We start from the raw sequence: 21492 nt of genomic DNA, 5'->3' as shown, positions 1-21492 counted from the left end.
GGGCCCGCCGCCATCGGCCATCCATGGCCGGGGGCGGCTAACCCGGCATTCTTGCCGGGATGCCCACTGCGCAGAACCTCCACTCGGCCTCTCGAGGGGGCGGTGCCTCAACATCAAAAGCTGCAGGCGAGCTAACACTCGGCCTGATGAGTGGTGAGAAGCCAGGGCGTACGCCGGGCCATTGTGGGAGCTGGCCTGCCACCGAAGGCGGCCTGACAGCCGACCAATCTCTCAGGGATGTACCCTGTCCAACTGTGGGAGCGGGCTTGCTCGCGAAGCTGTTGATCTTGCCGTTGCCGTTGCTGTTGCTTCGGCTTTTGATCTTGATCTTGATCTGTTGCCCCTTTCCCAGAGGCCGAACGCAGGCGTTGCGGAGGGGCACCGCCGCAAGGATGCCGCGGTAGCCGCCCCCGGCCATGGATGGCCGATGGCGGCGGGCCCCCGGAGCAATGCCGGAGTGAGGGCATGCCGAGCCTAAGCGAGGCACCGAATGGAAGGGCAAAGCCTTTTGGTTCCTTTTCGGCGTTTGGAAAAGGGACTCACTGTAAGAGCGAAACCGCCAATCGCCGTTACCGCAGAAACGGATATGTACACCCGATACAGGAAACGCCATACAGCGTCCGATAACCGCCCAATAAAAAATGCCCCGATCTCTCGACCGGGGCATTTCTGTTTTAAGGCAGCTTACATAACCAGACTTGAAGCCTTAGTGCGAAACCGCCCCACTCGCCCCCAAACCAGTCTGCGAACGAACAAACTGAGGGAAAAACAGCGCGCGCTCTTTGACACCAGCGGCCGACTTGTCAGTGATCGAGAAGAACCAGATACCGGCAAAGGCAATCGCCATCGAGAACAGTGCTGGGTATTCATACGGGAAGATCGCCTTCTCGTGATGCAGGATCTGCACCCAGATGGTTGGACCAAGCACCATCAAACCAACAGCGCTGATCAGCCCCAGCCAGCCGCCGATCATCGCACCGCGGGTGGTCAGCTTCTTCCAGTACATGGAAAGCAGCAGCACCGGGAAGTTGCAACTTGCCGCGATGGAGAACGCCAGGCCCACCATGAACGCGATGTTCTGGCTTTCGAACAGAATGCCCAGACCGATCGCCAGCACCGCCAGAGCGATGGTGGTGATTTTCGAGACGCGAATCTCGTCTTTCTCGTTGGCCTTGCCCTTCTTGATTACGCTGGCATACAGGTCATGAGACACCGCCGATGCACCGGCCAGGGTCAGACCGGCAACAACCGCCAGAATGGTCGCAAATGCTACCGCCGAGATGAAGCCGAGGAAAATACTGCCACCCACCGCGTTGGCCAAATGCACCGCCGCCATGTTGTTGCCGCCCAACAGCGCGCCAGCCGCGTCTTTGAAAGTTGGGTTGGTGCTGACCAGCAAGATCGCGCCGAAGCCGATAATGAAGGTCAGGATGTAGAAGTAGCCAATGAAGCCGGTTGCATACAGCACGCTCTTGCGAGCTTCTTTCGCATCACTCACGGTGAAGAAGCGCATCAGGATGTGCGGCAGGCCAGCAGTACCGAACATCAGTGCCAGGCCAAGGGAGAACGCGGAGATCGGATCTTTCACCAGACCGCCCGGGCTCATGATCGCCTCAGCTTTAGGGTGAACCTTGATCGCCTCGGAGAACAATGTGTTGAAGTCGAAGTTGACGTGCTTCATCACCATCAGCGCCATGAACGAAGCACCGGACAGCAACAGCACAGCCTTGATGATCTGCACCCATGTAGTCGCCAGCATGCCGCCGAACAACACATACATGCACATCAGGATACCGACCAGAATGACCGCGACGTGGTAGTCGAGGCCGAACAACAGCTGGATCAACTTGCCGGCACCGACCATTTGCGCGATCAGGTAGAACGCCACCACCACCAGCGAGCCGCAAGCGGACAGCGAGCGGATCTGGGTTTGCCCGAGGCGGTAGGACGCCACGTCGGCGAAGGTGTATTTACCCAGGTTACGCAGGCGCTCGGCGATCAGGAACAGAATGATCGGCCAGCCCACCAGGAAGCCGATCGAGTAGATCAGGCCGTCGTAGCCGGAAGAGAACACTAGAGCGGAAATGCCCAGGAACGACGCCGCAGACATGTAGTCACCGGCAATCGCCAGACCGTTCTGGAAACCGGTGATCTTGCCGCCCGCCGCATAATAGTCGGCGGCCGAGTTGTTTTTCTTGGAGGCCCAGTAAGTGATGTACAAAGTCGCGCCAACGAACGCCACGAACATCAAGATCGCAGGGATGTTCAGCGGTTGTTTGGTCACTGCACCGGTCAAGGCGTCAGCCGCCCAGGCCCCTGGTGCGAATGCTGCAACGCTCAATAGAGCCATTAGACGCCGGATCATTGCTGAGCCTCCTTGAGAATCGCATTGTTCAGGTCGTCGAATTCGCCATTGGCGCGTCGTACGTAGATTGCAGTCAGGATAAAGGCCGAGAGAATCAGCCCGACACCAATCGGTATCCCCCAGGTAATCGAAGACTCAGGGCTGATTTTCGCCCCCAGTATTTGCGGCCCGTAAGCAATCAAAAGGATGAATCCGGAGTAAAGCCCAAGCATGATCGCCGAAAGTATCCAGGCGAATCGCTCCCTCTTACTGACCAGCTCCTTGAAGCGCGGGCTGTTTTGAATCGAGAGGTAAATGCTGTCGTTCATTGTTTTTATCCTCGCAGCACAGATTAATGTTGGAACGTTATCCACTCTATGCGGCTGCGGGACAGGTTCCAGACGACCTTAGTCTTAGAACGCCATTACTGTTTTGTTCCCTGTAGGAGCCCGGCTTGCCGGCGATGGCGATCTTGAGACCGCGATCGCTGGCAAGCCAGGCTCCTACAGAAAAGCAAAAGGCCCCTTGGCTTGAGTGCGAAGGGGCCTTGAGAGGTGCTGAACAGACGCGTCAGTTCAAATCATTTGATCCAGTCGGCAACACGCTCCGGGTGTTTGGCCACCCAATCTTTCGCCGCAGCGTCCGGCTTGGCGCCGTCCTGAATCGCCAACATGACTTCGCCAATTTCGTCTTTCGACGCCCACTGGAAGTTTTTCAGGAACTTGGCCACTTCCGGCGCTTTGGTGGCGAGTTCTTTGCTACCGATGTTATTTACAGTTTCAGCGGCGCCATAAACGCCTTTCGGATCGTCCAGGAAGCGCAGTTTCCACTTCGCAAACATCCAGTGCGGCACCCAACCGGTCACCGCGATGGATTCGTTTTTCTTCTCGGCACGGGTCAGCTCGGCAATCATGCCGGCGCCGGAACTGGCTTTGAGTTGATACCCGGTCAGGTCGTAGTCCTTGATGGCCTGTTCGGACTTGATCATCACGCCTGAACCGGCGTCGATGCCGACAATGCGGTTTTTGAAGCTGTCGTCGGTTTTCAGATCGGCGATGCTTTGGGCCTTGACGTACTCCGGCACGATCAAACCGATTTTCGCGTCTTTGAAGTTCGGACCGTAATCGACCACCTGATCCTTGTTCTTGGTCCAGTAATCACCGTGCGTCACCGGCAGCCAGGCCGACAACATGGCGTCGAGTTTGCCAGTGGCTACACCCTGCCACATGATCCCGGTAGCAACGGCTTGCAGCTTCACGTCATAACCCAGTTTCTGTTTGATCACTTCTGCCGCTACGTGAGTCGTCGCGACACTGTCGGACCAGCCGTCAACGTAACCAATGCTCAGGGTCTTGGTCTCGGCACTGGCCATGGTGGAGCCGATCGCAAGCACCAGAGCGGCACCTGCGCCTAAAAGTCGTCGCATCTTCATCGTTACTTCCCCGAAAGTGCTGCGCTCGACGGATGCCGAGTCGCGTCAACGTATAGTTATGGTGCACAGCGCCCCCATCACGCCCACCGCAAACTCGAACATCAGCGTGATTTATCCATGAGAGCACTGATGCGTCGATAATCAACCGGACGACAACCGCGACCTGCTCTACCAGCGACCTCAAGGCACCGAGAAACGACATCAGAACGCCATAGTTCGTGAGCAGCGCCAACACCTCGGCCAATCCGCTCGAACTTTGCATGTCAAGGTTATGCAGGGCACCTGATCTGCGGCAAATGCAGGTAACATGCGCGGCTTTGCTCCCAGACGCCCTGACCATGCCCGCGACATCACGCTTTCCTTTTTTTGCTTATCTGTTCGCCTGCCTGCTGGGGCTGTTTGCCTTCGGCGGCTTCTGGTACGGCCTCGGTCAACCGGTGATTCTGCCGGACGTGGCCAGCGCAACGCACAAACTGCAATGCGCCTCCTACACCCCGTTCGACAAGGACCAATCACCGTTCGATCAGCCGTTCAAATTGCGCCCGGAGCGTATGGATGCCGACCTTGCGCTGCTGGCCAAAAGCTTCGAATGCATCCGCACCTATTCCATGACCGGTCTGGAGGCCATCCCTGATCTGGCACGCAAGCACGGTCTGAAACTGATGATCGGCGCCTGGGTCAACAGCAACCCGATCGACACCGAGAAAGAGGTTGATCTGCTGATCGCCTCGGCGAATGCCAACGCCGATGTCGTGACCTCGGTCATCGTCGGCAACGAAACCCTGCTGCGCAAAGAGGTCACCGGTGCACAACTGGCCAAGCTGATCAACAAGGTCAAAAGCCAGGTTAAACAGCCAGTCACTTACGCCGACGTCTGGGAGTTCTGGCTCAAGCACCCGGAAATCGCTCCGGCGGTGGACTTCCTGACCATCCACTTGCTGCCGTACTGGGAAGATGATCCCTCGAACATCGACGCGGCCTTGCAACATGTGGCCCAAGTGCGTCAGGAGTTCGGCAACAAGTTCGCGCCCAAAGACGTGATGATCGGGGAAACCGGCTGGCCGAGCGAAGGCCGTCAACGCGAGACCGCCCTGCCGAGCCGGGTCAATGAAGCCAAATTCATTCGCGGCTTTGTCGCCATGGCTGAGCAGCAAGGCTGGCATTACAACCTGATCGAAGCCTTCGACCAGCCATGGAAACGCGCCAGTGAAGGTGCGGTCGGTGGTTACTGGGGACTGTTCGACGCCGATCGTCAGGACAAGGGTGTATTGGCAGGTCCGGTGACTAACGTGCCGTACTGGTCGAAATGGCTGGCGGTGGGTGGCTTGATTTTCCTCGGCACGCTGATCCTCGGCGGACGCGTTCGCAGCACTCGCGCGGCGCTGGTGCTGCCACTGCTCGGCGCGCTGGCGGCTTGCTCGATTGGAGCCTGGGGTGATCTGGCCCGAGTTACCACGCGGTTTGCCAGCGAATGGTTGTGGGTGGCGCTGCTGACAGCTTTGAATCTGTTGGTGCTGGCTCATGCAGCGCTGACGTTGAGCGCTCGCGCCGGTTGGCGTGGGCGGGCATTCAACGCGTTGGAGCGCCGGGCTGGCTGGCTGCTCGCGACAGCGGGTTTTGCCGCGGCGGTGATGATGCTGGAACTGGTGCTCGATCCGCGTTATCGCAGCTTCCCGAGCGTGGCATTCATCCTGCCGGCAATGGTTTACCTGTGCCGCCCGGTGAACGTGCCACGTCGGGAGATTGCGTTGCTGAGCTTCATTATTGGCGCAAGCATTGCGCCACAGCTGTACCGTGAAGGATTGCAAAACCAGCAGGCGTGGGGTTGGGCGTTGGTGAGTATGCTGATGGTGGCGGCGTTGTGGCGCAGTTTGCGGGTTCGCAAAGGATAATCTTCGGCGAAGCTGCTGGCCTCTTCGCGAGCAAGCCCGCTCCCACATTTRATCTTCGGTGAACGCATAATCTGTGTACGCCAAAGATYAAATGTGGGAGCGGGCTTGCTCGCGAAGGCTGACTATCAGGCGACGCGGCTTTCCCGGACCAGTCGCAACCCCGCAATCACCACCGCAAAAACAGCCAGCGTCGTGTTGTACAACGCCAACGCCGGAAATCCGAACACCAGCGCCAGCACCGCCAGCCACCACCCTGCCCGGCCCGGCAGCACGAAGCCAAGCGCGGCTGCCGCAATCGCCGCCCAACCCAACAGGTTGAAGTGAATCATCAAGCCCAGGTTTGAACGAACCGCACATTCCCAGCGGCTTGCCTCGTCCACGCAGAGGCCCACCCACTGCGCATCCTCCATGAAGCCATAACGCGCGCCGTAACTGGCGGCCAGCCATAAAGGCAGCAATACGAGCAACAAAACCACGGGCAGACGGCGGGACATGAAGCACTCCAATAGGCGAAAACGGCCGCCAGCTTAATCTCCCGACAACAGTATGCAAACGTGAGCAACATAAAACTGGTCACGAAATCACTGCTAAGTGTATCGTCCAGCTACTATTACCGGAAATAAGCCTCTTTGGTGCCGATGCGTGGCACTTTGGCGCAACCCCGATGGTCATAGCCTGCGAACTTCATTCGGCACCTTCTTCTAAGGGATCTAGTCATGCTCCGTTCCTTGCGCTTCGCCGCCCTCTTCGGCGGCCTTATATTGAGTGCGTCCGCACTGGCGGTCGATGTCGACGCCGCCAGTTATGGCTACCCCTTAACTAACCCGTTCGAGGCGACCATCGCCACGACACCTCCAAACCTGCGCCCGGAATTGCCGCTGGACGCCGACATCGATCAGGAGGATCGCAGCCTCACGGTACGCCCGGAGCGTGCATTCGAACTGCCAGAAAACTTTTGGGCGGTGAAGAAGCTGACTTACCGCATCGCTACGCAAGATAAAGCCGCACCGCTCATCTTCCTGATTGCCGGCACCGGTGCACGTTTTGACAGCACCCTCAATGAATACCTGAAAAAGCTCTACTACAAGGCTGGCTACCATGTGGTGCAACTGTCATCGCCGACCAGTTTCGACTTCATCAGCGCCGCTTCACGTTTTGCCACTCCGGGCGTCACCAAGGAAGACGCCGAAGACTTGTATCGGGTGATGCAGGCCGTGCGGGCGCAAAACCCGAAACTGCCCGTCACCGATTACTACCTGACCGGTTACAGCCTGGGTGCACTGGACGCGGCGTTTGTCGCGCACCTGGACGAGACACGCCGCAGTTTCAACTTCAAGAAAGTCTTGCTGCTCAACCCGCCGGTCAACTTGTACACCTCGATCAACAACCTGGACAAGCTGGTGCAGACGGAGGTCAAGGGCATCAACAGCAGCACCACTTTCTATGAGCTGGTGTTGAACAAACTGACCCGCTACTTCCAGGAGAAAGGCTACATCGACCTCAACGATGCCCTGCTCTATGACTTCATGCAGTCCAAGGAGCAGCTGACCAACGAACAGATGGCCATGGCGATCGGCACGTCGTTCCGCTTCTCGGCGGCCGACATCGCCTTCACCTCGGACCTGATCAACCGTCGCGGCCTGATTACGCCACCGAAATTCCCGATCACCGAAGGCACCAGCCTCACGCCGTTTCTCAAGCGTGCACTGCAGTGCGACTTCGACTGCTACATCACAGAACAGGTTATCCCGATGTGGCGTGCCCGCACCGACGGCGGCAGCCTGCTGCAACTGATCGACCAGGTGAGCCTCTATGCCCTCAAGGACTACCTGCACAACAGCCCGAAAATTGCAGTGATGCACAACGCCGACGACGTGATCCTTGGCCCTGGCGACCTCGGCTTCCTGCGCAAGACTTTCGGTAATCGCTTGACCGTTTATCCATACGGCGGCCATTGCGGCAACCTTAACTATCGCGTCAACAGCGACGCCATGCTGGAGTTCTTCCGTGGCTAAATACCTCCTGCTAATCGCTGCGTTACTCTGTGCAGGCGTTGCCAATGCCGACAACAGCAAAGCCAATGCGCCTGTTGTGGTCGACAGTGACGGCTTCAAGGAGCCGCTGAGCAAACTCAAATTCAACCCAGGGTTGGATCAGCGCGAGTTCGAACGCTCGACACTCAACGCACTGGCCGTCTACGACCCGCTGGAAGAGTGGAACCGTCGGGTTTACCACTTCAACTACCGCTTCGATCAATGGGTGTTCCTGCCTGTAGTCGACGGTTATCGCTATATCACGCCAAGCTTCCTGCGCACCGGTGTCAGCAACTTCTTCAATAACATCGGTGATGTGCCGAACCTTGTGAACAGCCTGTTGCAGTTCAAAGGCAAGCGCTCGTTGGAAACCACGGCGCGTCTGCTACTCAACACCACCATCGGTATCGCCGGCCTGTGGGACCCGGCGACCGCCATGGGCCTGCCGCGCCAGAACGAAGACTTCGGTCAGACGCTTGGGTTCTACGGTGTGCCGGGCGGTGCCTACTTCGTTCTGCCAATCCTCGGGCCGTCCAACATCCGTGACACCAGCGGATTGGCGGTGGACTTCACCATAGACACGGCGATCAACTTCCTGAACGTGGCTGAAGTCAGCTCCAACCATCCTGAAGTCTGGATCCTGCGCGGCATCGACAAACGCAACCAGACCAACTTCCGTTATGGTCAGCTGAACTCCCCGTTCGAGTACGAGAAAGTACGGTTCGTGTACACCGAGGCGCGCAAGTTGCAGGTCGCCGAGTAAATCCGGCGGCAACAAAAAAGGCCATTCGATGCGAGTCGATGGCCTTTTTACATTCCAGCCACATCACAAATCCCTTGTGGGAGTGAGCCTGCTCGCGGTAGCGATTTAACTGTCAACATAGATGCTGAATGTTAGGGCCTCATCGCGAGCAGGCTCGCTCCCACCTTTTGATAGTGCCAGGTTCTAGTGTTTTAGTGCTTTCCAGATTTTGCCGGCAGCCAGTACACCCGCCAATACCACCGCCCCCGCGATAATTCCCGCCACTGCATTCACCAATGTCGGCACGATAAACCCGGCACCGCCCGCCCCGGCACTGACGCTTTCGATCCAGTGATGAACCACCGGTACGCCGTGAGTCAGGATTCCGCCACCCACCAGGAACATGGCCGCAGTCCCAATCACCGACAGGCTTTTCATCAAGTACGGTGCCGCTCGCAAAATCGCGCCGCCGATGCTTTTGGCCAACGGGCGCGACTTTTGGCTCAACCACAAACCGAGGTCGTCGAGTTTGACGATGCCCGCCACCAGGCCATACACGCCGATGGTCATGACGATGGCAATGCCCGAGAGCACGATGACTTGCTGGGTCAGCGACGCATCCGCCACGATGCCGAGGGTGATGGCGATGATTTCTGCCGACAGGATGAAGTCGGTACGCACCGCACCCTTGATCTTGTCTTTCTCGAAGGCCACCAGATCGACCGCTGGATCGGCCACCGCTTCAACCAGCTCAGCGTGCTCGGCCTGATCTTCAGCCTTGCTGTGCAGGAATTTGTGCGCGAGTTTTTCGAAACCTTCAAAACACAGGTACGCGCCGCCGACCATCAACAACGGCGTGACCAGCCACGGAATGAACGCGCTGATCGCCAATGCCGAGGGCACCAGGATCAGTTTGTTGCGAAACGAGCCCTTGGCAACAGCCCAGACCACCGGGATTTCCCGCTCGGCACGCACACCGCTGACCTGCTGGGCGTTGAGCGCCAGATCGTCACCGAGCACGCCAGCGGTCTTTTGGGCGGCCATTTTGGTCATCAACGCCACATCGTCGAGTACCGCGGCGATGTCGTCGAGCAGCACCAGCAAACTGCTTCCTGCCATGAATCAGGTGTCCTTCTTCAATGAATGCCATGCAGCATAGCGCGCCGGCACGCCGCACGGGGCATTCTTGAGCGCCGCGCGAAGCCGGTGATACCATGCGCAACCGCCAGAACAGGCAAGGAACCCCCTGGTTTATGAGCACTATCCGCGAGCGCAACAAAGAACTGATCCTGCGTGCCGCCAGTGAGGAATTTGCCGACAAGGGCTTCGCTGCGACCAAAACCAGTGACATCGCGGCCAAGGCGGGTTTGCCCAAGCCCAACGTCTACTACTACTTCAAATCCAAGGAAAACCTCTACCGCGAGGTCCTGGAAAGTATCATCGAGCCGATTCTGCAGGCCTCGACGCCGTTCAACGCCGACGGTGAACCCAGCGAAGTGCTGAGCGGCTACATTCGCTCGAAAATCCGCATCTCACGCGACCTGCCGTTCGCCTCCAAGGTGTTCGCCAGCGAAATCATGCACGGCGCCCCACACTTGAGCCCTGACCTGGTCGAACAGCTCAACGCTCAGGCCAGACACAACATCGACTGCATCCAGACCTGGATCGACCGTGGCCAGATCGCCGGCATTGACCCCAACCACCTGATGTTCAGCATCTGGGCCGCGACCCAGACCTATGCCGACTTTGACTGGCAGATCACAGCCATTACCGGAAAAACCAAGCTGGATGAGGCTGATTACGAGGCGGCGGCGCAGACGATCATTCGGTTGGTGCTCAAGGGTTGTGAGCCGGATCGTTAAACCACGGCGCTTCATTCGCGAGCAAGCCCGCTCCCACACTCGACCGCGTCCTCAGGTTGGAACTCAGTTAAATGTGGGAGCGGGCTTGCTCGCGAAGGGGGCGACGCGGTTTAAAATCAAACCCAGATCGCATCCCACAACGGATAGTCGCCCAACTTTTCAACCAGTCTCGCCCTCAATGGGTTAGCTACGACATACCTCGCAATTCTGACCAGACTTTCTTCCTGTCGCAGCGAATGATCATGGAAACCCTGCTGCCACAGGCTTCCCGTTCTACCTGTCGCCACATTGATTGATCGCGCGCTCAGCGATTTGGTTTGGCACATCAACTCCCCGAGTGAACCTCGGTGCAGTTGTATTAACCAGTGAAAATGGTCAGGCATCACGACGAAAGCCAAGGTATCGGCGAAGCCTTGCTCCTGAACTTGCCTGAATTGGAGCACAACCTTCCTGCCCAATACGTAGTCCCTGAAGACAGGTTCGCGCTTGAGTGTGTTGGCAGTCAGATGATAGATCCGGTTCTGTTCAGCAAAACGACCAATCCGCAGGCGATGTGAAGCAGACAGCTCAGGCATTCCTTTGCCCCCCTCATAAGTAAGATATGAGAAGGCTAGACCGGTGAGTGCATAAGAGTGGAGTAAACCTTTAGCTTGATGTGTCAGTCACGTCGTCTTCGCGAGCAAGCCCGCTCCCACATTTGACCGAGTTTCAAGTGTAGAACGCGGTCAAATGTGGGAGTGAGCCTGCTCGCGAAAGCGGTCAATCATTCACCCAATAATCAAGCAGTCACCCCAGCATCCGCCGTCAGCCCCAACGCCTCGATCGCATTGATCGCACATTGCTCATCCACATCCGAAAGATCACCGCTAATCCCCACCGCTCCCAGCACGTTGCCGTCCTGATCCCGAATCAGCACACCACCCGGTGCCGGCACTACGCTCCCCTGCCCCAGACTATTAAGGGCCGCGATAAAGGCCGGGCGTTGTTGCGCATCCAGTGCCAGTAAACGCGAGCCTTTGCCCAGCGCGATAGCGCCCCAGGCTTTGCCGATGGCGACTTGCGGGCGTAGCAGGCTGGCGCCGTCTTCGCGTTGCAGGGTGATCAGGTGCCCACCGGCATCCAGTACCGCAATGGTCAATGGAGCCGCCGAGATTGCACGCCCTGCAGAGATGGCCTGATTGATCAGGTTGACTGCGACTTTCAAGGTTAAAGCGCTCATGGTGCCGTCCTCATTTTGTTTTTCGGAAAGCCGTTGGACTGCGCCGTTGTGCCGCAGACCGATGCAACAAATAGAACACAATGAGTTATTTTTTTGTATACAATAATTATCGAAAAGCGCCACATGCGACGAAAAGCCACACAGGATTGGGCTTCAGACGAATGAAACAAGCGCTTGAGAAAATGGATTGACCTGCGCCGTCCGCCGTGAATACACTCTGCGCAAAGCCACTTGTATACAATTACAAAACGTAAGAGGCACAAAACAATGAGCAAAATGAGAGCAATCGAAGCCGCCGTTCTGGTGATGCGCCGTGAAGGGGTTGATACCGCTTTTGGCATCCCGGGCGCCGCGATCAACCCGCTGTACTCCGCCTTGCAGAAGGTCGGTGGCATCGATCACGTCCTCGCTCGCCACGTTGAAGGCGCCTCGCACATGGCCGAGGGTTACACCCGCACCAAGGCCGGCAACATTGGCGTGTGCATCGGCACTTCCGGCCCTGCCGGTACGGACATGGTCACCGGGCTCTACAGCGCCTCGGCGGACTCGATCCCGATACTCTGCATTACCGGCCAGGCTCCCCGCGCCCGTATGCACAAGGAAGATTTCCAGGCCGTCGACATCACCGCCATCGTCAAGCCAGTGACCAAGTGGGCAACCACCGTCATGGAACCGGGCCAGGTGCCTTACGCGTTCCAGAAAGCCTTCTATGAAATGCGCTCCGGCCGTCCCGGCCCGGTGCTGATCGACCTGCCATTCGACGTGCAGATGGCGGAAATCGAATTCGATATCGACGCTTACCAACCCCTGCCGCTGGCCAAGCCGACTGCGAACCGCGTGCAAATCGAGAAGGCCCTGGCCATGCTCGATCAGGCCGAGCGTCCGTTGCTGGTGGCGGGTGGCGGCATCATCAATGCCGACGCAAGCGACTTGCTGGTCGAGTTCGCCGAGCTGACGGGCATTCCAGTCATTCCGACCCTGATGGGTTGGGGCACCATTCCGGACGATCACCCGCTGATGGTCGGCATGGTCGGTCTGCAAACCTCGCACCGCTACGGCAACGCGACAATGCTCAAGTCCGACCTGGTGCTGGGTGTCGGTAACCGTTGGGCCAACCGCCACACTGGTTCGATCGATGTGTACACCGAAGGCCGCAAATTCATTCACGTCGACATCGAACCGACCCAGATCGGCCGCGTGTTCAACCCGGACCTGGGCATCGTCTCCGACGCCGCCGCCGCGCTGACCGTGTTCATCGAAATCGCTCGTGAATGGCAAGCCGCCGGCAAGCTGAAGAACCGCAGCGCCTGGCTGCAAGACTGCCAGCAGCGCAAAGCCAGCCTGCACCGCAAGACTCACTTCGACAACGTGCCGGTCAAACCACAGCGCGTTTATGAAGAGATGAACCAGGTGTTCGGCAAAGACACCTGCTACGTCAGCACAATCGGTCTGTCGCAGATTGCCGGCGCGCAGTTCCTGCATGTGTACAAACCGCGGCACTGGATCAACTGCGGTCAGGCCGGCCCCCTGGGCTGGACCATTCCGGCGGCACTGGGCGTGGTCAAGGCTGATCCGACTCGCAAGGTCGTGGCGCTGTCGGGCGACTATGATTTCCAGTTCATGATCGAAGAGTTGGCAGTGGGCGCGCAGTTCAAGCTGCCGTACATCCACGTTGTGGTAAACAATTCGTACCTGGGGCTGATTCGTCAGGCTCAGCGCGGTTTCGACATGGACTACTGCGTGCAGCTGTCCTTCGACAACCTGAACGCTCCGGAACTCAACGGTTACGGCGTCGATCACGTCGCGGTGGCCGAAGGCCTCGGCTGCAAGGCACTGCGTGTGTTTGAACCAAGTCAGATCCAGCCTGCCCTGCGTAAGGCCCAGGAGCTGATCGAAGAGTTCAAGGTGCCGGTGATCGTCGAGATTATTCTGGAGCGCGTGACCAACATTTCCATGGGCACCGAGATCAACGCCATCAACGAATTCGAAGACCTGGCGCTGGTCGGCAACGACGCACCTACCGCGATTTCGTTGCTGGATTGATGATCGTTCCCACGCTCTGCGTGGGAATGCAGCCCGGGACGCTCCGCGTCCCAAACGGACGCAGAGCGTCCAAAGAGGCATTCCCACGCAGAGCGTGGGAACGAGAACTTAAAACGGGAGACCACCATGCCGCGTTTCGCAGCCAACCTGTCCATGCTGTTCACTGAGCAGGATTTTCTTGCCCGTTTCGAAGCGGCCGCCAAGGCCGGTTTCAGTGGTGTCGAGTACCTGTTCCCCTACGACTTCAGCTCCGCCGAGATCAAGGCCAAGCTAGATGCCAACGGTCTGACTCAAGTGCTGTTCAACCTGCCTGCCGGTGACTGGGCCAAGGGCGAGCGCGGTATTGCGTGCCTGCCGGACCGGGTTGAAGAGTTCCGCGCTGGTGTCGATCTGGCGATTGCTTACGCACAAGTGCTGGGCAACACCCAGATCAACTGCCTGGCCGGTATTCGTCCACAAGGCGTCGACGATGCCACCGTGGAAAATACCTTCGTCGCCAACCTCAAGTACGCGGCCGACAAGCTGCAAGCGGCAGGCACCAAACTGGTGATGGAAGCGATCAACACCCGCGACATCCCTGGCTTTTACCTGAACAACACGGCGCAAGCCCTGTCGATTCGCGAACAGGTCGCCAGCGCCAACCTGTTCTTGCAATACGACATCTACCACATGCAAATCATGGAGGGCGACCTGGCCCGCACCATGGCCGCGCACCTGGGCGAGATCAACCACATCCAGTTGGCCGACAACCCAGGGCGCAACGAACCGGGCACCGGTGAAATCAACTACCGCTTCCTGTTCGAACACCTGGACCGCATCGGTTATCAGGGCTGGGTGGGTTGCGAATATAAGCCGCTGACCACCACGGAAGCAGGTCTTGGCTGGCTGAAAACCCACAACGCGATCTGACACAACATCCCTTATGGGAGCGAACTGTGGCGAGGGGGCTTGCCCCCGTTTGAGTGCGTAGCACTCACAAAATCTTTAATGCGTCAGAGATTTGGGGCTGCTTCGCAACCCCACGGGGGCAAGCCCCCTCGCCACAGAGCTCGCTCCCACATAGAAGCACTCCCCCTATTTGCTTGAAGCAGCAATAAAAAAAAGAGGAATTTCTCATGGCTAAAATCGGATTTATCGGCACCGGCATCATGGGCCACCCAATGGCGTTGAACCTGCAGAAAGCCGGTCACAGCCTGTTCCTGTCGGCTCACCACGACGCCGCGCCTGCTGACCTTATTGCCGCTGGCGCCGTCGCCCTTGCCAACCCGAAAGAAGTCGCGCAAGAAGCCGAATTCATCATCGTCATGGTGCCGGATACCCCACAGGTCGATGACGTGCTGTTCCGCGCCGACGGCGTTGCAGCTGGTGTCGGCAAAGGCAAAATCGTCATCGACATGAGCTCGATCTCGCCTACCGCCACCAAAGCGTTCGCCGCCAAAATCAATGAAAAAGGCGCGCAGTACCTCGACGCGCCGGTGTCCGGCGGTGAAGTGGGTGCCAAGGCTGCGAGCCTGAGCATCATGGTCGGCGGCGATGCCGATGCCTTCGAACGCGCCCTGCCGCTGTTCCAGGCCATGGGCAAGAACATCACTCTGGTGGGCGGTAACGGTGACGGTCAAACCGCGAAAGTGGCAAACCAGATCATCGTTGCACTGAACATTCAGGCAGTGGCCGAAGCCCTTCTGTTCGCCTCGAAAAACGGCGCGGATCCCGCCAAGGTGCGTGAAGCGCTGATGGGCGGTTTCGCTTCCTCGAAGATCCTCGAAGTGCACGGCGAGCGCATGATCAAAGGCACCTTCGACCCAGGCTTCCGCATTAGCCTGCACCAGAAGGATTTGAACCTGGCCCTGCAAGGTGCCAAGGAGCTCAACATCAACCTGCCGAACACCGCCAACACCCAGCAAGTGTTCAGCACTTGCGCGGCCATCGGTGGCAGCAACTGGGACCACTCGGCGCTGATCAAGGGACTGGAACACATGGCGAATTTCTCGATTCGCGATAAGTAAGCCCTGCACCAATCCACTGTGGGAGCCAGCCTGCTGGCGATGAAATCAACGCGGTGTGTCTGATAGACCTCAGCGCCTGAATCGCCAGCAGGCTGGCTCCCACAAGGACCCGAGTTGCTCCAACCCCAATAACAAGAATTCCGGGAGCCCGCCATGTCGGTCGATCCGCAACAATTCCTGCGCGAGCTGTTCGCCACAGCCATCGACGCCGCCCATCCGCAGCAAGTCCTCGAAGCCCATTTGCCCAAAGACCGCAGCGGTCGGGTGATCGTCATCGGTGCCRGCAAAGCGGCCGCCGCCATGGCTCAGGTGGTCGAGCGTTGCTGGCTGGGTGAAGTGAGCGGTCTGGTGGTGACGCGTTACGGTCACGGCGCCCCGTGCGAAAAAATCGAAGTGGTCGAAGCGGCCCATCCGGTGCCGGATGCGGCCGGTCAGGCTGTCGCCAAGCGTGTCTTTGAACTGGTCAGCAACCTGACCGAAGACGACCGCGTGATCTTCCTGCTCTCGGGCGGCGGCTCTGCCCTGCTGGCGCTGCCTGCGGCGGGTATCACCCTGGCCGACAAGCAATCGATCAACAAAGCGCTGCTCAAATCCGGCGCAACCATCGGCGAGATGAACTGCGTACGCAAGCACCTCTCGGCGATCAAGGGCGGGCGCCTCGGCAAAGCCTGCTGGCCCGCGACTGTTTATACCTATGCGATTTCCGATGTGCCGGGCGACCTCGCCACGGTCATCGCCTCCGGCCCGACCGTGGCCGACCCCAGCACTTCGGCTGAAGCGCTGGCGATCCTAAAACGATATGGCATCGAGGTCCCGGTCTCGGTGCGCAACTGGCTGCAAAGCCCGGACTCGGAGACGGTAAAGCCCGGCGATCCGAGCCTGGCGCGCAGTCATTTCCAATTGATCGCCCGTCCGCAACAGTCGCTTGAAGCGGCCGCAGTGAAAGCGCGGCAAGCCGGTTTCAGTCCGCTGATCCTCGGTGATCTGGAAGGCGAGTCCCGGGAAGTGGCCAAGGTTCACGCCGGCATTGCGCGGCAAGTGGTCTTGCATGGCCAGCCGTTGGCAGCGCCCTGCGTGATTTTGTCTGGCGGTGAAACCACGGTCACCGTTCGCGGCAACGGCCGTGGCGGGCGCAACGCCGAGTTCCTGCTGAGCCTGACCGATAGCCTCAAAGGCCTGTCCGGCGTCTATGCCCTGGCCGGTGACACCGATGGCATCGACGGCTCCGAAGACAACGCCGGCGCGATCATGACCCCCGACAGCTACGCCCGAGCCGCCGCCCTCGGTCTGAGCGCCAGCGATGAACTCGACAACAACAATGGCTACGGCTATTTCGAGGCGCTGGACGCCTTGATCGTCACCGAGCCGACCCGCACCAACGTCAACGACTTCCGCGCCATCCTGATTCTCGAGAGCCCTAAACATGACGCCTGACAAGAAGGTTAAAATCCTCGCCACCCTCGGCCCTGCCACCGAAGGCATCGACGACATCCGCGAACTGGTGAAGGCCGGGGTCAACATTTTCCGCTTGAACTTCAGCCACGGCGATCATGCTGACCATGCGCAGCGCTACCAGTGGATTCGTGAAGTCGAGCGCCAGCTGAATTATCCGTTGGGCATTCTGATGGACCTGCAAGGCCCGAAACTGCGGGTCGGCAAGTTTGCCGAAGGCAAGGTGCAACTGCATCGTGGTCAGGCCCTGCGTCTGGACCTGGACCCGACACTCGGCGATGAGCGCCGCGTCAACCTGCCTCACCCGGAAATCATCGCGGCGCTGGAGCCAGGCATGGACCTGCTGCTGGACGACGGCAAGCTGCGTCTTCGCGTGGTGACCAAGTACTCCGACGCCATCGACACCACCGTACTCAATGGCGGCGAATTGTCGGACCGCAAAGGTGTGAACGTGCCGCAAGCAGTGTTGGAGCTAAGCCCGCTGACCGCCAAGGATCGCCGCGATCTGAGCTTCGGTCTGGAGTTGGGTGTGGACTGGGTCGCGCTGTCGTTTGTGCAGCGTCCGGAAGACATTCGCGAAGCCCGCGAACTGATCGGCGACAAAGCGTTTTTGATGGCGAAAATCGAGAAGCCATCGGCGGTGACTCATCTACGGAAAATCGCAGAATTGAGCGACGCGATCATGGTCGCTCGCGGTGACTTGGGTGTTGAAGTGCCGGCCGAAAGCGTGCCGCAGATTCAGAAAAACATCATCAGCATCTGTCGTCAGCTCGGCAAACCGGTGGTGGTGGCAACGCAGATGCTGGAGTCGATGCGCTTCTCCCCGGCCCCGACCCGCGCCGAGGTTACCGATGTAGCCAACGCCGTTGCCGAAGGCGCGGATGCGGTGATGCTGTCGGCAGAAACCGCGTCCGGTGAATACCCGCTGGAAGCGGTGCAGATGATGAGCAAAATCATCCGCCAGGTGGAAAACGGCCCGGACTATCAGACGCAACTGGACGTGAGCCGACCGAAAGCCGAAGCGACAGTTTCCGACGCGATCAGCTGTGCGATTCGTCGTATCAGCAATGTGCTGCCGGTGGCGGTGCTGGTGAACTACAGCGAGTCCGGCACCTCGAGTTTGCGTGCGGCGCGGGAGCGGCCGACGGTGCCGATTCTCAACCTGACCCCGAACCAGCAAACCGCTCGTCGCCTGACCGTAGCGTGGGGCGTGCACTCGGTGGTCAATGACCGGCTGCGGCAGGTGGACGAGGTGTGTTCTACGGCGCTGGAGATTGCCCAGGCCCAGGGCATGGCCAAGCGTGGCGACACCTTATTGATCACCGCAGGTGTGCCGTTTGGGCAGCCGGGATCGACTAACTCACTGCGCATCGAGACGTTGATCTAGAGCGCCCCTACCGGCCTCATCGCCAGCAGGCTGGCTCCCACATTGGTTTTGTGTCGATCACGAAATCAGGACTGAACAGAGATTCAGTGTGGGAGCCAGCCTGCTGGCGATGCCGGCGACCCGGTTTCACTGACTTCCAGACCTACCATGCCTGCCAATMACTTCAACACCCACTGCCCCGACTGGGCGACGGCCCTGCTCAACGGCTTCAGCCAGATCTTCCTCCAGCGCCATCCGCTGTTTGGTCTGCTGTGTCTGCTGGCCATTCTGTTTACCGCGCCGGCGTTGCTCGGCGGGGCGCTGCTGGGTGGCGTCGCCGGGTTGCTTACCGCGCAACGTCGCGGCTACGCCAAGGCTGATCGCCAGGCCGGGCTGTTCAGTTACAACGGGGTTTTGCTCGGCTTGTTGCTGAGCCTGTATTTCCCGTGGTCCGCTGTGCTGCCGCTGGTAATCATTGCCTGCGGCGGGCTGAGCGCGATGCTCACTCAACAGTGGCTCAAGCGTGCCCGTGTCAGCCAATACCTGCCCGCCTACACCGCGCCCTTCGTGGGGCTGAGCTGGTTGCTGCTGTGTTTCGCCACGCCCTCGACCCAGGCGCACTTGATCGAAATCAACACGCTGAACATGCTCGCCGCCCCCCTCAAAGGTCTCGGCCAGGTGATGTTCCTCGGTCATCCGCTGGCCGGTGCATTGATTGCTGCCGGTTTGCTGATCGCTGATCGTCGCGCATTCTGCTGGGCGTTGTTGGCGTCTCTTGCGGGCATGGGTTGGAGCCTGCTGCACCACGATTTCTACACCGGCCTGCTTGGCCTCGGTAGCTATAACGCCGTGCTCGCCGCCCTCGCCTTCAGCGCGCAGCGCCAGCAGCCATGGCTGCCACTGGCCGGCATTGCATTTGCGCTGCTGCTGACGCCAATGTTTGCCGCGATCGGTCTGCCCACGCTGACCGCGCCCTTTATCCTCGCTTGCTGGCTGATCCGTACGGCTGCTCAAGTGCTCGGCAAAGCGACGGGGGCCCGTGCGCCTTGCGCTCCTGGGGAGAATCAACCTAGGCTGCGTTGATTCCCGGTTCAGGCGTTTTCCATGAACAGCAACAAAAATTGGCGTGAAGACCTTTACGTCATGATTTTCCAGAGTGACACCAAGGCGGGTCGGCGTTTCGATGGCACCCTGCTGTTGATCATTCTTGCCAGCATCATCATCGTGATGCTCGACAGCATCGATTCCATTCACCAGAACTACGCCGATGTGCTGGCGTATATCGAGTGGGGTTTTACCTTCGTCTTCGCTGTCGAATACATCCTGCGGCTGTATTGCTCCCCCAAGCCATGGCGCTACGCGTTCAGCTTCTATGGGTTGGTGGATTTGCTGGCCATCGTGCCCGGCATCCTCGCGCTGTATTACGCCGATGCACAGTACCTGCTGATTATCCGGATCATTCGCATGCTGCGGATTTTCCGTGTACTCAAGCTCAGTCCATACCTCAAGCAAGCCAACTATCTGATGTCGGCATTGCGCGGCAGCAAACAGAAAATCGTGGTGTTCCTGGTCACCGTCTGCACCCTGGTCACGGTGTTCGGCACGCTGATGTACGTAATCGAAGGCCCGGAACACGGCTTCACCAGCATTCCCAAAGGCATCTATTGGGCGATTGTCACACTGACTACCGTGGGCTTCGGAGACATCGTGCCGAAGACGCCGTTGGGACAGGTGATTTCGTCGCTGGTGATGATCACCGGTTACTCGATCATCGCCGTGCCCACCGGTATTTTCACCGCCGAACTGGCCAACGCCATGCGCGGCGAACAGCTACAGCATGACTGCCCCGTGTGCAGGAAAAACAACCATGAACACGGCGCGGCATTCTGCTCGCGATGCGGCAATGCACTATTTAAGAAAATGGAATAAGCAAAGAGCTTTTTAATCTTTAAAGGCCTATGCCCATCCAGATATAGTCGCTGGCAAATTGCCTCACTTTTGAATTAGAACAAGGACTGCGCAGTGAAAAAACTCTTTGGCGCCTCACTTCTGGCCGCCGGCCTGGCATTGACCAGCATGGCCCAGGCCGCACCGACCCTGCTCAACGTTTCCTATGACGTGATGCGCGACTTCTACAAGGACTACAACGCGGCTTTCCAGAAACACTGGCAAGCCGATCACAACGAAAACATCACCTTGCAGATGTCCTTCGGCGGTTCGAGCAAACAGGCGCGCTCAGTGATCGACGGCCTGCCGGCTGACGTCATCACCATGAACATGGCCACCGACATCAACGCCCTGGCGGACAACGGCAAACTGGTCCCGGAGAACTGGGTCACGCGCTTGCCGGACAACAGCGCGCCATTCACCTCCGCTACTGTATTCATCGTGCGCAAGGGCAACCCGAAAGCCCTGAAAGACTGGCCTGACCTGCTAAAGGATGGCGTTCAGGTGATCGTGCCGAACCCGAAAACCTCCGGCAATGGCCGCTACACCTACCTGTCGGCCTGGGGTTATGTGCTGAAGAATGGCGGGGATGAAAACAAAGCCAAGGACTTCGTCGGCAAGCTGTTCAAACAAGCCCCGGTGCTGGACACCGGGGGCCGTGCAGCCACCACCACCTTCATGACCAACCAGATCGGCGACGTACTGGTGACCTTCGAAAACGAAGCGGAAATGATTGCCCGCGAGTTTGGTCGTGACCAGTTTGAAGTGATCTACCCAAGCGTTTCCGCCGAAGCCGAGCCTCCAGTGTCGGTGGTCGACAAAGTGGTCGACAAGAAAGGCACTCGCGCAGCAGCCGAGGAATACTTGAAGTACCTGTGGTCGCCGGAAGGTCAGGAGATTGCGGCGGCAAACTACCTGCGTCCACGTGACCCGGCGGTGTTGGCCAAGTACACCGATCGATTCCCGAAAGTGGATTTCCTGTCGGTTGAGAAGACCTTTGGTGACTGGCGCACGGTGCAGAAGACCCACTTCAACGATGGTGGGATCTTTGATCAGATCTACGCCGGTCAGTAATTCCTGAGCCAAATGAAAAAGGCGACCTTAGCAGGTCGCCTTTTTTATGCCCAAACACAAACCCCATGTTCACCGAAGCC

Annotated in this window: 19 protein-coding genes; 12 read left to right on the top strand and 7 right to left on the bottom strand. The window is 58.7% G+C overall.

Annotated features, from left to right (window positions below; all coding sequences use genetic code 11):
- Positions 1 to 706: 706 nt before the first annotated feature.
- From AC1DRJ_RS01905 to AC1DRJ_RS01895, 3 genes are all read right to left on the bottom strand, one after another.
- Positions 707 to 2365 carry a cation acetate symporter gene (locus AC1DRJ_RS01905; protein WP_477800556.1) on the bottom strand — a complete coding sequence of 553 codons (1659 nt, stop codon included), beginning with the start codon at positions 2363 to 2365 and terminating at the stop codon, positions 707 to 709.
- Positions 2362 to 2673, bottom strand: a complete 312-nt coding sequence (locus AC1DRJ_RS01900) for a DUF485 domain-containing protein (RefSeq protein WP_477793977.1) — start codon at positions 2671 to 2673, stop codon at positions 2362 to 2364. The genes AC1DRJ_RS01905 and AC1DRJ_RS01900 overlap by 4 nt, the downstream gene beginning before the upstream one ends.
- A gap of 251 nt (positions 2674 to 2924) precedes the next feature.
- The gene (locus AC1DRJ_RS01895) at positions 2925 to 3776 is read right to left on the bottom strand and encodes a glycine betaine ABC transporter substrate-binding protein (RefSeq protein ID WP_477800555.1); all 852 of its coding nucleotides are present in this window, start codon (positions 3774 to 3776) and stop codon (positions 2925 to 2927) included.
- Between the two features lie 296 nt (positions 3777 to 4072).
- Here AC1DRJ_RS01895 and AC1DRJ_RS01890 point away from each other — a divergent pair, with 296 nt between their 5' ends.
- The gene (locus tag AC1DRJ_RS01890; protein ID WP_477800554.1) at positions 4073 to 5668 is read left to right on the top strand and encodes a glycoside hydrolase family 17 protein; all 1596 of its coding nucleotides are present in this window, start codon (positions 4073 to 4075) and stop codon (positions 5666 to 5668) included.
- A 125-nt stretch (positions 5669 to 5793) separates the two neighbouring features.
- On the opposite strand, the gene AC1DRJ_RS01885 is transcribed toward AC1DRJ_RS01890, so the two are convergent.
- Positions 5794 to 6162, bottom strand: coding sequence for a hypothetical protein (locus AC1DRJ_RS01885; RefSeq protein WP_477800553.1), 369 nt, complete (start codon positions 6160 to 6162; stop codon positions 5794 to 5796).
- 222 nt (positions 6163 to 6384) lie between these two features.
- Here AC1DRJ_RS01885 and AC1DRJ_RS01880 point away from each other — a divergent pair, with 222 nt between their 5' ends.
- Positions 6385 to 7683 carry a serine/threonine protein kinase gene (locus tag AC1DRJ_RS01880; protein ID WP_477800552.1) on the top strand — a complete coding sequence of 433 codons (1299 nt, stop codon included), beginning with the start codon at positions 6385 to 6387 and terminating at the stop codon, positions 7681 to 7683.
- The gene (locus tag AC1DRJ_RS01875; RefSeq protein WP_477800551.1) at positions 7676 to 8464 is read left to right on the top strand and encodes an MlaA family lipoprotein; all 789 of its coding nucleotides are present in this window, start codon (positions 7676 to 7678) and stop codon (positions 8462 to 8464) included. The genes AC1DRJ_RS01880 and AC1DRJ_RS01875 overlap by 8 nt, the downstream gene beginning before the upstream one ends.
- 183 nt (positions 8465 to 8647) lie before the next feature.
- Here the strand turns inward: AC1DRJ_RS01875 and AC1DRJ_RS01870 are convergent, their stop codons facing one another.
- Positions 8648 to 9562 carry a DUF808 domain-containing protein gene (locus AC1DRJ_RS01870; RefSeq protein ID WP_477800550.1) on the bottom strand — a complete coding sequence of 305 codons (915 nt, stop codon included), beginning with the start codon at positions 9560 to 9562 and terminating at the stop codon, positions 8648 to 8650.
- Positions 9563 to 9696: 134 nt separating this feature from the next.
- Here AC1DRJ_RS01870 and AC1DRJ_RS01865 point away from each other — a divergent pair, with 134 nt between their 5' ends.
- On the top strand, positions 9697 to 10305 hold the full coding sequence (locus AC1DRJ_RS01865) for a TetR/AcrR family transcriptional regulator (RefSeq protein ID WP_477800549.1): 609 nt from the start codon (positions 9697 to 9699) through the stop codon (positions 10303 to 10305).
- 116 nt (positions 10306 to 10421) lie between these two features.
- Here AC1DRJ_RS01865 and AC1DRJ_RS01860 read toward each other — a convergent pair whose 3' ends face one another.
- Both AC1DRJ_RS01860 and AC1DRJ_RS01855 read right to left on the bottom strand, forming a co-directional pair.
- Positions 10422 to 10880 (bottom strand): REP-associated tyrosine transposase, encoded by a 459-nt coding sequence (locus tag AC1DRJ_RS01860; protein ID WP_477800548.1) that lies wholly within the window; start codon positions 10878 to 10880, stop codon positions 10422 to 10424.
- Between the two features lie 203 nt (positions 10881 to 11083).
- Entirely contained in the window at positions 11084 to 11524 is a 441-nt protein-coding gene (locus tag AC1DRJ_RS01855) for a GlcG/HbpS family heme-binding protein (RefSeq protein ID WP_223514185.1), read from the bottom strand.
- Positions 11525 to 11791: 267 nt separating this feature from the next.
- Here AC1DRJ_RS01855 and gcl point away from each other — a divergent pair, with 267 nt between their 5' ends.
- From gcl to AC1DRJ_RS01815, 8 genes are all read left to right on the top strand, one after another.
- Entirely contained in the window at positions 11792 to 13567 is a 1776-nt protein-coding gene (gene gcl, locus AC1DRJ_RS01850) for a glyoxylate carboligase (RefSeq protein ID WP_477800547.1), read from the top strand.
- Between the two features lie 126 nt (positions 13568 to 13693).
- Positions 13694 to 14476, top strand: coding sequence for a hydroxypyruvate isomerase (gene hyi, locus AC1DRJ_RS01845; RefSeq protein ID WP_477800546.1), 783 nt, complete (start codon positions 13694 to 13696; stop codon positions 14474 to 14476).
- A 206-nt stretch (positions 14477 to 14682) separates the two neighbouring features.
- Positions 14683 to 15573, top strand: coding sequence for a 2-hydroxy-3-oxopropionate reductase (locus AC1DRJ_RS01840; protein WP_007946729.1), 891 nt, complete (start codon positions 14683 to 14685; stop codon positions 15571 to 15573).
- Positions 15574 to 15726: 153 nt separating this feature from the next.
- Complete coding sequence (locus AC1DRJ_RS01835; RefSeq protein ID WP_477800545.1) at positions 15727 to 17007, top strand: glycerate kinase type-2 family protein; 1281 nt, start codon at positions 15727 to 15729, stop codon at positions 17005 to 17007.
- Positions 16997 to 18412, top strand: coding sequence for a pyruvate kinase (gene pyk, locus AC1DRJ_RS01830; RefSeq protein WP_477800544.1), 1416 nt, complete (start codon positions 16997 to 16999; stop codon positions 18410 to 18412). The genes AC1DRJ_RS01835 and pyk overlap by 11 nt, the downstream gene beginning before the upstream one ends.
- Before the next feature lie 147 nt (positions 18413 to 18559).
- Positions 18560 to 19474 (top strand): urea transporter, encoded by a 915-nt coding sequence (locus tag AC1DRJ_RS01825; RefSeq protein ID WP_477800543.1) that lies wholly within the window; start codon positions 18560 to 18562, stop codon positions 19472 to 19474.
- A 21-nt stretch (positions 19475 to 19495) separates the two neighbouring features.
- Positions 19496 to 20320, top strand: a complete 825-nt coding sequence (locus tag AC1DRJ_RS01820) for an ion transporter (RefSeq protein ID WP_477800542.1) — start codon at positions 19496 to 19498, stop codon at positions 20318 to 20320.
- A 93-nt stretch (positions 20321 to 20413) separates the two neighbouring features.
- Positions 20414 to 21412: a sulfate ABC transporter substrate-binding protein gene (locus AC1DRJ_RS01815; protein ID WP_477800541.1), complete on the top strand. Its 999-nt coding sequence runs from the start codon at positions 20414 to 20416 to the stop codon at positions 21410 to 21412.
- The last annotated feature ends 80 nt before the right edge of the window (positions 21413 to 21492 follow it).

It is taken from the genome of Pseudomonas sp. P5_B2, assembly GCF_056400445.1.
This window is presented reverse-complemented; position numbering and strand designations above follow the sequence as displayed.